This window comes from Variovorax sp. OV329, from assembly GCF_900114785.1.
Taxonomy (GTDB): domain Bacteria; phylum Pseudomonadota; class Gammaproteobacteria; order Burkholderiales; family Burkholderiaceae_C; genus Variovorax.
Genome location: NZ_FOUG01000001.1, coordinates 447,353 through 459,496 on the forward strand (window position 1 = coordinate 447,353; position 12,144 = coordinate 459,496).

The following is a 12,144-nucleotide window of genomic DNA, read 5'->3' on the forward strand; positions in this document are numbered from 1 at the left end:
AAGCGGCGGTGCTCGTGCGAAGCATCGCCTCCTTGCCCGGGCCGGCCGGACTGCCGGTCCTGGGCAACGTCTTCCAGATCAAGCCGTCGAAACTGCACAGGCAGCTGGAGCAATGGGCCGAGCAATTCGGCCCTTTTTTCAAGATGAGGCTGGGCCGCCATCCGACGCTGGTGGTGGGCGACCATGCGGTGGTGGCGCAGATCCTGCGCGAGCGGCCTGAAGGCTTCAAGCGGTCGAACCGCATGGAGGAGATCGGCCGCGAGATGGGCCTCAAGCCCGGCGTGTTCGGCGCCAACGGCGAGGACTGGAAGCGCCAGCGCCGCATGGTGATGGCCAGCTTCGACCCGGCCCACGTGCGTGACTACTCCCCCTCGCTGCAGAAGACCGCCGACCGCCTCGGCCGCCGCTGGCAGAAGGCCGCGCACGAGGGCCGCGCGATCGAGGTGCAGCCCGAGCTGATGCGCTACACGGTCGACACCATCGCGGGCCTGGCCTTCGGCGCCGAGGTCAACACGCTGGAGTCCGATGGCGATGTCATCCAGCAGCACCTGGACAAGATCTTCCCCGCGCTGTTCAAGCGCATCGTCTCGCCGGTGCCCACCTGGCGCTTCTTTCCCTCGGCATCGGACAAGCAGCTGGTGCGCAGCGTGAACGAGGTCAACGCGGCCGTGAACCGCTTCGTGGCGGAAGCACGGGCCCGCATGCAGGCCGACCCGGAGCTGCGCACGCGACCGCGCAACCTGCTCGAAGCCATGATCGCGGCGGCCGACCTGCCGGACAGCGGCATCAGCGACGAGCAGGTGGCCGGCAACGTCATGACCATGCTGCTGGCCGGCGAGGACACCACCGCCAACACCGTGGCCTGGATGATCGACCTGCTGTGGCGCAACCCGCAAGCCCTGGCGCGCGCCACCGCCGAGGTGCGCGGCGTGGTGGGCGACGCCGGCGCCGAACTCCGCTTCGAGCAGATGGACCAGCTCGACTACGTGGAGGCCTGCGCCCACGAGACCATGCGCCTGAAGCCCGTCGCGCCCATGATCGGGCTGCAGGCGCTGAAGGACACCGAGATCGGCGACGTGCAGGTGCCCCGCGGCGCGGTGGTGCTGGCGCTGATGCGCCGCGACAGCGTGAGCGACAAGCACCTGCCCGATGCCGCGCGCTTTCTCCCTGAGCGCTGGCTGGACGGCACCACCGTGGCCGGCCAGCCCAAGCGCATCTCCATGCCCTTCGGCGCCGGGCCGCGCATCTGCCCGGGGCGCTACCTGGCGCTGCTGGAGATGAAGATGGCCATCGCCATGCTGCTCAACCGCTTCGACATCCAGTCGGTGGACACGCCCGACGGAAAACCGGCGGACGAATGGATGTCCTTCACGATGGCGCCCGTGGGTTTGCGCATGCGGCTGCGGGACCGGGCGACGGCGTGAGGCAATCTCGCGGGCATCGGACTTCGTTGGGCGCGCTGAGCGGCGCGCAACGCTGGCTCAGCGCTTGGCGTCGCTAGGCGGACGCAGCTCGGCGCGCTCGGCTTCCTCGCCCGAAGGCGTCTGCGGGTCCAGCCCGCGGTCGGGCGATTCCGCCACCTGGGGCAGGTCGGTGGCATGCTCGATCAGTTCCTCGATCACCAGGCGGCCATAGCGCTGCGCACGCTCCGCGCCGTGCGACTTGGCCAGGTCCGCGACGCGCGCGGCCGCCTCGCCCTCGGCACGGATGATCAGCCAGTGGTAGCCCAGGCGCGCCAGCTCGCCATGCGCCTTCGCGAGGTTGAGTTCCTGGCCCAGGTTGGCCAGCGGGCTGGCCTGCTCCAGGTCCTGCTCCACCTGCGCCAGCATCTGCTTGTCGGTCATGGCGCGCACGTCGTCCAGGCCCAGGTCCAGCTGCGCGACCATGTCGCGCCGCGCCGCCTCGGCCTGCTCGGCCGTCGGGAAGGAGATGACGACATGGCCCACGGGCTTGAAGACGCCGAAGCTGGTGTTGTTCTCATCGCTCATCGAAGGTCTCCATCTGCAGTAGTGATCGGTCGAGCCGTTTTTCAGCCCCGCGCGCGCTCGCCCAGCAGGGCCAGCAGGCGGCGCTCGTCCAGCCTCAGTTCGCGGCAGGCAGGCGGATTGGCGGCCCAGGGCTGCGTGCGCAGCTCGGCAGGGTCTTCGCCGGAAGTGATGAGGCCCATCACCACCGGGTGGATGTAGGCCTTGCGGCACACCGCCACCGTGTTGCCCAGGCGGCCCGCCACGGCCTTGACGACGGCGTTCGCGCCGGGGCCGTGCGGATTGAGCAGCAGCTCCAGCGCCGCCACGCTGGCGTGCCAGGTGCGGAACACCTTGGCCGTGATGCCGGCACCGGCGTGCGTGGCCAGCCAGGCGTTGATGTCGGTGGAGTCCACGCGCCGGCCCTGGCCCTCGTCGTCCAGGTACTGGAAGAGGTGCTGGCCCGGCAGGTCGGCGCAGCGGCGCATCAGGCGCACCAGCCGCGCGTCGTCCACCGCCAGGTCGTGCCGCACGCCGCTCTTGCCCACGAAGGCCAGGCGCATGCGCTGGCGGCCGATGCGTACATGCTTGCACTTGAGCGTGCTCAGGCCGTAGCTGCCGTTGGTCTTGGCGTACTCCATGTTGCCCACCCGCATGCCGGTGGTGTCCAGCAGCCGCACCAGTGCGGCCAGCACGCGCTCGCGCGTGGGCATGCTGCCGCCGGCCAGCTGGTTGCGCACGCGCCGGCGCAGGCCGGGCAGCTGCTTGCCGAAGGCGGGCAGCGATTCGAACTTGTCATCGCTGCGCTGCGCCTGCCAGTCGGCGTGGTAGCGGTACTGCTTGCGCCCGCGCGCATCGCGGCCGGTGGCCTGCAGGTGGCCGTCGGCGGTGGCGCAGATCCACACGTCGGTATAAGCCGGCGGAATGGCCAGTGCACGGATGCGCGCCAGGTCCTTCGGGCGGGTCAGCCGGCGCCCGCGCGTGTCGAGGTAGGCGAAGCCGTCGCCCGAGCGGATGCGCCTGTAGCCCAGTTCCTGGTCGGTCACCCAGCGCAGTTCCTGCGGCGGCTCCAGCTGGAAGACGGCACTGAGCGCAGCTTCGCGCGATCCATTTCTCAGGGCCTTGCTTCGTCCGGCGCCGGAGGCCCGCGCATGGCGCGGCGACTTGCTGGGCGCAGCCGCACGCTTTGGCGGGGTCGATGCCGCCGATCTGCCGGGGGTCTGGGTCGCTTGTTGCACATGGGCATTACAAGGTGCGCAACCGGCGCTGTCGGCCCCGCGCCTGCCCGAGCGCTTGTCGGCCGATGGCTGATCGCCCTGTCGTCCGCCCCGCCGGCGCTTGAAAGTGCAGCGCCTTGACTGCCTAATGAGGTCGCGGGCCCTCGTCGCGCCCGTTCACGCCCAACCAAGGAGACTTTCCATGAGCAGTCACGTCTACAAGCACCTGCAACTGACCGGCTCCTCGCCCACCAGCAGCGACGATGCGGTGCAGCGCGCCATCGCCAAGGCCAGCGAGACCGTGCGCAACATTCAGTGGTTCGAGGTGACCGAGACCCGCGGCCATGTGAAGGACGGCAAGATCGCCCACTGGCAGGTGACGCTCAACGTGGGCTTCACGCTCGAATAGCGGCTGCGGCCGGCGCCCGGCCGATGCGCTGCGTCAGCGCACGATGCGGTTGAAGTTCTCGGCGCGGTCCAGCCCCTTGGCCGCGTCGAAGCCCTTCACGTCGCGAAAGACCGCGCCGTCGAGGTCGGCCTCGGTGAAGTCGGCCCCGGCCACGTCGGCGCCCGTGAGGTCGGCACCGCCCAGCTTGACGCGGAAGAAGTTCGCGCCGCGCAGGTTGCTGCCGCGCAGGTTGCAGAAGGTCATGAGCGAACGGTTGAAGTCCGCGCCCTCCAGCTTGGCGCCCGCCAGGTTGGCGTTGGAGAGGTCGGTGCGCATCTGGCCCATGCCCTGGTTCTTGATGTTGACGCCGACCACCGCCTGGCTGAAGTCGGCGCCGGAGAGGTCTGCGCCCGGCAGGTCCGCGATCATCTTCACGCCGCTCAGGTTGGCGCCCTTGAACACCGGCCGCTTCTTGACCTCGCCGCCCAGCACCACCACCGACAGCAGGCTGGCGCGCGCCAGGTTGGCATCGGTGAAGTCGGTGCCCATGAGCCAGGCGCCGTTGAGGTTGGCGCCTTCCATCATCGCGCCGCGGAAGTCCGCGAGCACCAGCCGGCTGCCGAAGAAGCTGGTGCCCTTGAGGTTGGCATGACGGAAGTCCAGCTTGCTCAGGTCGATGTCCGACAGGTCCTTGCCGGCGAGGTTGGCCGGTGCGGCCGGCGATGCGGCCTTGAGCAGGGCATCGACCTGCGCGGCCGTCATCTCCGCTGCCGCAGCGCCCGTCGCGGCCAGGGTCAGCAGCAGGGCGGACGAGAGAACTCTGGCGTGCTTCATCGGGACTCCTCTGCCGGTGTCGTGGCTATCTTCGTGCAGGGCGTGCGCGCTGGCCGGCCGCGCCATAGCATCGGGCCAGCTTCGCTGAAGGGGACTGACATGAGCAGTTGGCGCAAGAAGACGGCCTCCGAGGTCTACACACCCGAGGAGATCACGGCGCGGCTCGCCGACGAGTTGCCGAAGTGGTACTTCGAGGATGGCTGGATCCGACGCAAGTTCAAGACCAGCGGCTGGAAGGGCACGCTCATGGTCGTCAACACCGTGGGCCACCTGGCCGAAGCCGCGTGGCACCACCCGGACCTGAACGTGTCCTATGCCTTCGTCATCGTCAAGCTGGTGAACCACGCCGCCAAGGGCGTGACGGAGAAGGACTTCGAGCTGGCGAAGAAGATCGAGGAGGTGGTGACCTGGCAGCCCGGCGTGGGCGAGGGCGCGGTGCTGGAGGGTACGCCGGACGACCCGCGCTTCAAGTACATCAAGTACGACTGAGGGCGACATGTGGTGACACAGTGTCCCCAACCTGAAACAGGTGGGGACGCTGGCAAGGGGCCGCGCCGGCTCGCGCCACCTGCGCGCCTGCGCGGGGAACAGAGCTTGCTTTGAAGCCCCCAACGATGGATTGCCCCCGCAGCCTCCTTGCCGAAGCCCTGGTCGTCGAGTCCAGGGCCAGCGTGTCGCTGCGCGCGCCGGCGCGCCTGCACCTGGGCTTCCTGGACCCCGGGGCCTCGCTGGGCCGGCGCTTCGGCAGCCTGGGCCTGGTGATCGACGGCTTCGAGACGGAGGTCGAGATCGGCGCCGCGCCCGGCCCCCGGGTGAGCGCGAGCGATGGCATCGGCCCCCACGAGATCGAGCGCGCGCAGGAATGGCTCGCCCGGCTCCAGCGCGAGAGCGGCCAGGAAGCGCCCTTGCACCTGCGCCTGCTGCAGGTGCTGCCAGACCATGCGGGCTTCGGCTCCGGAACGCAGCTGGCGCTGGCCATCGGCCGGGCCTTCGCGCAGTGGCACCGGCTGGACGTTGCCACGGCGCGGCTGGCGCAGTGGCTGGGCCGCGGGCGGCGCTCGGGCATCGGCATCGCCGGCTTCGACCAGGGCGGCCTGCTGGTGGACGGCGGCCCGGGTGCCGATGGCGAACCGGCGCCGCTGCTGTCGCGCGTTCCCTTGCCCGCCGCCTGGCGCGTGCTGGTGGTGCAGGACCGGGCGCAGAAGGGCCTGTCGGGCGACGAGGAGCGGCGCCGCATCGAGGCCCTGGCGCCCCTGCCGCGCGAGCAGGCGGCCGACATCTGCCATCAGGTGCTGATGCGCGTGCTGCCTGGCGCAGCCTCGGCCGAGTTCGCGCCCTTCGCGCAAGGCATCACGCACATCCAGCGCCTGCTCGGCGAGCACTTCGCGCCGGCGCAGGGAGGCCATGCCTATGCCAGCGCCGCGGTCGAGCGGGTGATCGACCGGATCGCCGCGGCCGAGCCGGGCGCGGCCCTGGGCCAGAGCTCCTGGGGCCCGACCGGCTTCGCCATCCTGCCTTCACAGGCCAGCGCGCAGGCGCTGCTTGATGCGCTGCAGGCCGCGCAGGTCGTTGCCCCGTCGCTGTCGCTGCGCATCGTGTCCGGCCGCAACACCGGCGCGTTGCTGCAGGACCGCAGGCCCTAGCCCGACCCCGCGAGGAAGACTTCATGGAACGTCCCTACATCCTCCACATGTTCACGCCGGGCCGGCAGATGAGCCCCTTCGACATCAACATGGCGGCCGACGCCGGGTACCAGGTCATCGCGCCGTATTGCGAGGTCGATACGGATGCGATCGCGGGGCTGGTGCAGGACACCATCTTCTCGCGCAGCCCCAAAGGGTTGGCGCGTACCGGCATCTTCATCGGCGGGCGCGATGCGCTGATGGCGGCCGACCAGTTGGATCGCGCAAAGAAGGCCATGTTCAAGCCCTTCCAGGTGTCGCTGATGGCCGACCCCAGCGGTGCCTACACGACGGCCGCCGCAATGGTGGCCTGCGTGGAGGCCGCATTGGCGCCGGCGCATGCGCAGGGTCTGAAGGGGCAGCGCGTGCTGGTGGTCGGCGGCACCGGGCCGGTGGGCCGCATCGCCGGCGTGATCGCGGCGCAGGCGGGGGCCGAGGTGCACCTGGCCAGCCGCGGCGGCGAGGCCGCGGCCAAGGAAGTGGCAAGCGAGACCGGCAAGCGCTTCGGCGTCAGCCTGCATGGGGCCTCCGGTGCCGACGAGTCCGCGCTGGGCGCAGCCATCGCGGAGGCGGACGTGGTGCTGGCCTGCGCCGCGGCCGGCGTGCAGGCGGTGTCGGCCCAGACGCTCGCTGCGGCCAGGCGGCTGAAGGTCGCGGCCGACCTCAATGCGGTGCCGCCCGAAGGCATCGCCGGCCTGGGCGTGTCGGACGATGCCAAGCCATTGGCCGGCACCTCGGCCGTGGGCATCGGCGCGCTGGCGGTGGGCAACGTCAAGTACCAGACGCAGCAGCGCATGCTGCAGCAGATGCACGAGGCGCCCTCGGCCGTGGTGCTGAGCTTCCCCGAGGCCTTCGCCACCGCGCGCGCCTTCATCGCGGAGAAGGCGGCCAAGCCCGCCGGCTGAGGGTGCGATGACCGGCATCGCCGTCGCCTCCATCTCCGCAAGGCTGCTGGCCGAGGCGGCCCGCGACGACGGCTTCGAGGTCGCGGCGCTCGACCTTTTCGGCGATGCGGACACGCGCAAGGCCAGCAGCAGCTGGGCCGCCATCGGCGAGCCCGCGAGCCTGGAAATCGACGGCGGGATGTTGTTGGCCGCCCTGGAAGCGCTCGCGCAGGGCGGCCGCGTGGCGGGCTGGATCGCCGGTGCCGGCTTCGAAGGCCGGGCCGATTTGCTGGAGCGCGGCGCTTCCGTGCTGCCCCTGATCGGGACCCAGGCCGATGCGATGCGGAGCGTGCGCGATCCGCGGGCCTTCTTCGCCTTCCTGGACGCCAATCGCATCGGGCACCCCGACGTGAGCATGACGGCGCCGCATAACCCGCAGGGCTGGCTCCTCAAGGACGCGCACGGCTGCGGCGGCTGGCACATCCAGCCGGCGGGCGAGGCTCAAGCGGCTTCCTGCGGCCAGGGCTACTTCCAGCGCGAGGTGCCGGGCCGGCCGATGTCCGCCACCTTCGTCGCCAACGGAAGCGATGCCGCAGTGCTGGGCTTCAACCAGCTGATCGTGCGCGCGCTGGGCGGGCGGCCTTTCGTGTTTTGCGGTGCCGTGGGGCCCGTTCCCTTGCCTGCGCCCGTGGCGGCGCACCTCATCTCCGCGGTGCGAGCGGTGGCAGCGGGCTTCTCGCTTCGGGGGCTGGGCAGCCTGGACTTCATGCTGCACGGCGATGACGTCCAGGTGCTCGAAGTCAATCCGCGGCCACCGGCCAGCATGGCGCTCTATGCCGCGCGCCACGGCCTGGTCGCCGCGCATGTGCTGGCCTGCATGCAGGGCGCGCTGCCACGCTGGCCGGCGCAGGCCGCGAGCGACCCGGTGCACGGCACCGAGGTCGTGTACGCCCCGCGCAGCCTCTGGCTGGACGAGGCCGCCGCCGGTCGACTCGCCAAGCGCAGCGCCTGCCACGACCTGCCGGCCACGGCCACGGCCTTCGAGGCCGGCGATCCGCTGTGCAGCGTGACGGCCGACGCCGCCGATCCGCAGGCCGTGCACGCCATGCTCGATCGCCACCGCGAGGCGGTGCACCGCTCCCTGGAGACCCGCGCATGACCGACACCGTCACCACCGCTTCGCCGCTGAGCGTGAACACGCTCGCCCGGCCCCTGGTGGAGCGCCTGCTGCGCGATGCCGACACCCTGGGCGTGAAGGCGCGCCGCAGCGAGGAGGGCGTGTGCATCGTCGACGCGGGCATCGAGGCGCCCGGCAGCGTCGAGGCGGGACTGCTGATCGCGCAGATCTGCATGGGCGGCCTCGGGCAGGCGAGGCTGGCCTGCAGCGAACAGCAGGGCTGGCCGACCTGGCTAGAGGTGCAGACCGCGCAACCCGTGCTCGCCTGCGTGGGCAGCCAGTACGCCGGCTGGAGCCTGGCCGCCAGCAAGGAAGAGACGGGCGGCAAGAAGTTCTTCGCGCTCGGCTCGGGGCCGGCGCGCGCGCTGGCGGTGAAGGAGACCCTCTTCACCGATATCGGCTACCGCGACCACTCGGACGCGGGCGTGCTGGTGATGGAGGTCGACCGCCCGCCACCGCCCATCATCATCCAGAAGCTTCTGCGCGACTGCGGCCTGCAGGCCGCCGGCCTGACGGTGATCCTGACGCCGACCACCAGCCCCGCCGGCACGACGCAGGTGGTGGCCCGCGTGGTGGAGACCGCGCTGCACAAGGTGCACCAGCTGGGCTTCGACCTGCACAGCGTCGTGGGCGGCTCGGGCTCCGCGCCCCTGCCTGCGCCCAGCCCCGACGGCGTGGAAGCCATGGGGCGGACCAACGACGCCATCCTCTACGGCGGCCGCGTGCACCTGAGCGTGCGTTGCGACGACGCGGCGGCGCGGCAGCTGGCGCAGCAGCTGCCCTGCGTCAACTCCAGCGACTACGGCCGCTCCTTCGCCGACATCTTCAAGGCCGCGGGCTACGACTTCTACAAGATCGACGGCGCCCTGTTCGCGCCGGCCGAGGTGTGGGTCAGCAACCTGCAGAGCGGCAACACCTGGCATGGCGGCGCGATGGACATGGCGCTGTTGATGTCGCTGTGGCGCAAGGAGGCCTGAGGTGCCCTTGAACGTGGCCATCATGACCGACGAGGTGGGCTGGCACACGCGCCAGCTCCAGGCCGCGCTGCGTGCGCGCGGCTGCCTCGGCCGCTGCGTCGACCTGGCCGACTGCCGCATCGACACCACGGCCTCCTGGCATGGCCTGGTCATCCCCGGCTTCGGCCGCGAACTGCCCGACGCGGTGCTGGTACGTGGCATTGCCGGCGGCAGCTTCGAGCAGGTCACCAAGCGCCTGGGCGTGCTGCATGCGCTGCGCGAACTGGGCATCGCGGTCTATAACGACGCGCGGGCGATCGAACGCAGCGTCGACAAGTCGATGACCAGCCTGCTGCTGCATGCGGCGCGCGTCCCCACGCCGCCGACCTGGGCCACCGAGTCGCAGGCGCAGGCCCGGCGCATCGCGATCCGCGAGGGCGCCGCAGGCCATGCGCTGGTGCTCAAGCCGCTGTTCGGCTCGCAGGGCAAGGGCCTGCAGCTGGTGGGGCAGGTGGAGGGCGTGCACCACCCGCTGCCGGACATCGCGGCGGCCTATGGCTCGCTGGCCTACCTGCAGCGCTTCATTCCCGCGCAGGAGTCGCCGGGCTTCGACTGGCGCGTGCTGGTGGTGGGCGGCCGCGCCATCACCGCCATGCGGCGGGTCAGCAGCCACTGGGTCCACAACGTCGCCCAGGGCGCACGTTGCGAGCCGGCGTTGCTGACTTCCGAACTCGCGCAGCTGGCCGAAGCCGCATCGGCCGCACTGGGCATGGACTACGCCGGCGTGGACCTGATGCCCTCCAGGCGCGGCGCGCAGGTGATCGAGGTCAACGGGGCCGCCGCCTGGCAGGGCCTGCAGCGCGTGACGCCCTTCAACATCGCGCGCGCGCTCGTCGACGATTTGCTGGACCGTCGCCTGGCCGGCAACGGGACCGACCGGACGCTGCAGCGCAGCGCCTGAGCATGGCCGTCTCGCCCATGCGCCGCCGCGCCATCGAGCGGGCCAGCGCCTGCTTCCTGCGCGCCTGCGAGCTGGACGTGGCGGTGCGCAAACCGGGCAACGTCAGCCTGGCATCGCCCGGGCACGGCATGACGGCGGAGCTCTTCATTGCGAGCGCCAAGGCGACTGCCGGGCCGCTGTTCCGGCCGGGCGCCAGGGTGGGCGAGCGCATCGAGGCCGCGGTGGAGGCCAGCTGGACCGCCGCGAACTGCAATACCAACCTGGGCATCGTGCTGCTCTGCGCGCCCATTGCCCGGGCGGTGGACCTTCGGCCCGATGCCACCACGCCCGCCGACCTGCGCGAGGCCATCGACGGCGTGCTCCAGGAACTGGATCTGGCGGATGCGCGGGCCGCTTTCCGCGCCATCGCCCGGGCCCGGCCCGGCGGCCTCGGCTCGGCGCCGGACCAGGACGTGAACGAAGCGCCGAGCGTGGACCTGCGCACGGCGATGGCCCTGGCGGCGCGGCGCGACGCCATCGCGCGCCTGTACCGGGATGGCTACGGCCCGTTGTTCGAATTGGTCGGGGCGGTGCTGGAGCCCGGCATCTCCTTCGATTCGGCTGCCACCGAGGCCCCGCCGGATGCCGCCACCGTCGCGTCCGTGCAGCGGCTCTACCTGGCGCTGCTGGGCAGCGTGGCCGATTCACACATTGTTCGGATTCATGGCGAGGCCGTGGCACAAACTGTCATGGCTGCGGCGCATCGCTGGCAGCGGCAGGCGGGCGGCAAGAGCGGGCTGGATGCCGACCCGGCCTTCGCGGAGTGGGACGCCTCGCTCAAGGCGCAGCGCATCAACCCCGGGACCACCGCCGACTTGACGGTGGCGGCCCTGCTGATCGCCGGCCTCACGGCCCGATCCTGAGGCCGTCGCAGCGGGTGGCACGAAACGTGATACCGAGTCGTTTGCGCTGGCCGGAAGGCCGGTGTCCCTATGGCCCCCGCAAACTCAACCCAGGAGACAAGAAGCCATGGCAAAGATTGATCGCATGATGGTCGGTGAATCGCTCGTCGGAGAGGGCAACGAGGTCGCCCACATCGACCTGATCATCGGGCCGCGCGGCAGCCCGGCGGAGACCGCGTTCGCGAACGCGCTGACCAACCAGAAGGACGGCTTCACCAGCCTGCTGGCGGTGGTCGCGCCCAACCTGCTGACCAAGCCCGCCACCGTGCTCTTCAACAAGGTCACGATCAAGGGCGCGAAGCAGGCGGTGCAGATGTTCGGGCCGGCGCAGCGCGCCGTGGCCATGGCCGTGGCCGACTGCGTCGAGGACGGCACCATTCCCAAGGACGAGGCCGACAACCTGTTCATCTGCTGCGGCGTCTTCATCCACTGGCTGGCCGAGGACGACAAGAAGATCCAGGACTACAACTACCAGGCCGTCAAGGAGTCGATCCAGCGCGCCGTTGCCGGCTCGCCCACGGCCGCCGAAGTGGTGGCCAAGAAGGGCAGCGCCGACCACCCCTTCCAGGCCCACAGCTGAAAGGTGCGGTCAACGCGCGCTGGGCACCATCCCCGACCCGATCAGGCGCAGCACGGCGCCTGCGCGGGACGGCGACTCCGCCACCGGCGAAGCCCGGCGCTCGATCTGCACGCCGACGGCCTGCACGTCGGCGAACTTGCGTGGCTTGACCACCTTCACCCGCACCCAGGCCGCGCCGAACTCGTGGATCACGATGGCGGCGACCGTCTCGGCGAAGGCCTCCAGCAGCTGGAAGCGGTGCTCGGCCATCAGGCGGCGCAGCCGCTCGCACACCTCGCCGTAGTCGATGGTGTCGCCGATGCGGTCGGTGTCGCAGGCGTGCGAGCGGGCCAATCCGGCGTGCACGTCGATCACCAGCGGTTGCGGGTCGTGCCACTCCGACTCGTGCAGGCCGATGACGGTCTGGCCGGTGAAGCCCTCGATGAAGATCAGGTCCAGCGCGGGCGATTCGGCTGCCCGTTGCTGCAGTGCGGAAGATGGGACATGCGCAGTTTGCGCCGCCAGGGTCGGACCGGGAATCAACATGCTCGCTCCTGTGGCGCAAATGCCCATGCCGTTGC

14 protein-coding genes are annotated in these 12,144 nt (G+C 70.8%); 10 read left to right on the forward strand and 4 right to left on the reverse strand.

Annotated features, from left to right (window positions below):
• The first annotated feature begins 8 nt into the window (after positions 1–8).
• A complete protein-coding gene (locus tag BM345_RS02045) occupies positions 9–1,424 on the forward strand; it encodes a cytochrome P450 (RefSeq protein WP_093374977.1) in 1,416 nt (471 codons plus the stop codon).
• A gap of 57 nt (positions 1,425–1,481) precedes the next feature.
• Here the strand turns inward: BM345_RS02045 and BM345_RS02050 are convergent, their stop codons facing one another.
• Together BM345_RS02050 and BM345_RS02055 are read right to left on the reverse strand one after the other, a co-directional pair.
• A complete protein-coding gene (locus BM345_RS02050; RefSeq protein WP_093374979.1) occupies positions 1,482–1,988 on the reverse strand; it encodes a hypothetical protein in 507 nt (168 codons plus the stop codon).
• A 41-nt stretch (positions 1,989–2,029) separates the two neighbouring features.
• Positions 2,030–3,010 carry a DNA topoisomerase IB gene (locus BM345_RS02055; protein ID WP_254789426.1) on the reverse strand — a complete coding sequence of 327 codons (981 nt, stop codon included), beginning with the start codon at positions 3,008–3,010 and terminating at the stop codon, positions 2,030–2,032.
• 373 nt (positions 3,011–3,383) lie between these two features.
• On the opposite strand from BM345_RS02055, the gene BM345_RS02060 reads away from it, so the two are divergent.
• Positions 3,384–3,590 (forward strand): dodecin, encoded by a 207-nt coding sequence (locus BM345_RS02060; RefSeq protein ID WP_093374981.1) that lies wholly within the window; start codon positions 3,384–3,386, stop codon positions 3,588–3,590.
• 33 nt (positions 3,591–3,623) lie between these two features.
• Here the strand turns inward: BM345_RS02060 and BM345_RS02065 are convergent, their stop codons facing one another.
• Entirely contained in the window at positions 3,624–4,403 is a 780-nt protein-coding gene (locus tag BM345_RS02065; RefSeq protein WP_175544867.1) for a pentapeptide repeat-containing protein, read from the reverse strand.
• A 99-nt stretch (positions 4,404–4,502) separates the two neighbouring features.
• On the opposite strand from BM345_RS02065, the gene BM345_RS02070 reads away from it, so the two are divergent.
• From BM345_RS02070 to fae, 8 genes are all read left to right on the forward strand, one after another.
• The gene (locus BM345_RS02070) at positions 4,503–4,892 is read left to right on the forward strand and encodes a 4a-hydroxytetrahydrobiopterin dehydratase (protein WP_093374985.1); all 390 of its coding nucleotides are present in this window, start codon (positions 4,503–4,505) and stop codon (positions 4,890–4,892) included.
• A gap of 125 nt (positions 4,893–5,017) precedes the next feature.
• Positions 5,018–6,046: a beta-ribofuranosylaminobenzene 5'-phosphate synthase family protein gene (locus tag BM345_RS02075; protein WP_093374987.1), complete on the forward strand. Its 1,029-nt coding sequence runs from the start codon at positions 5,018–5,020 to the stop codon at positions 6,044–6,046.
• A gap of 23 nt (positions 6,047–6,069) precedes the next feature.
• Positions 6,070–6,990, forward strand: coding sequence for an NAD(P)-dependent methylenetetrahydromethanopterin dehydrogenase (locus BM345_RS02080; RefSeq protein WP_093374989.1), 921 nt, complete (start codon positions 6,070–6,072; stop codon positions 6,988–6,990).
• A 7-nt stretch (positions 6,991–6,997) separates the two neighbouring features.
• The gene (locus BM345_RS02085; RefSeq protein WP_093374991.1) at positions 6,998–8,128 is read left to right on the forward strand and encodes an ATP-grasp domain-containing protein; all 1,131 of its coding nucleotides are present in this window, start codon (positions 6,998–7,000) and stop codon (positions 8,126–8,128) included.
• Entirely contained in the window at positions 8,125–9,123 is a 999-nt protein-coding gene (gene mch, locus BM345_RS02090) for a methenyltetrahydromethanopterin cyclohydrolase (RefSeq protein ID WP_093374993.1), read from the forward strand. The genes BM345_RS02085 and mch overlap by 4 nt, the downstream gene beginning before the upstream one ends.
• Positions 9,124–9,130: 7 nt before the next feature.
• On the forward strand, positions 9,131–10,063 hold the full coding sequence (locus BM345_RS02095; protein WP_254789474.1) for an ATP-grasp domain-containing protein: 933 nt from the start codon (positions 9,131–9,133) through the stop codon (positions 10,061–10,063).
• A gap of 2 nt (positions 10,064–10,065) precedes the next feature.
• Entirely contained in the window at positions 10,066–10,965 is a 900-nt protein-coding gene (locus BM345_RS02100; protein WP_093374994.1) for a triphosphoribosyl-dephospho-CoA synthase, read from the forward strand.
• 106 nt (positions 10,966–11,071) lie between these two features.
• Positions 11,072–11,584, forward strand: coding sequence for a formaldehyde-activating enzyme (fae, locus tag BM345_RS02105; protein WP_093374996.1), 513 nt, complete (start codon positions 11,072–11,074; stop codon positions 11,582–11,584).
• A 9-nt stretch (positions 11,585–11,593) separates the two neighbouring features.
• Here fae and BM345_RS02110 read toward each other — a convergent pair whose 3' ends face one another.
• Positions 11,594–12,109, reverse strand: coding sequence for a dihydroneopterin aldolase (locus BM345_RS02110; RefSeq protein WP_175544868.1), 516 nt, complete (start codon positions 12,107–12,109; stop codon positions 11,594–11,596).
• Between the last annotated feature and the right edge of the window lie 35 nt (positions 12,110–12,144).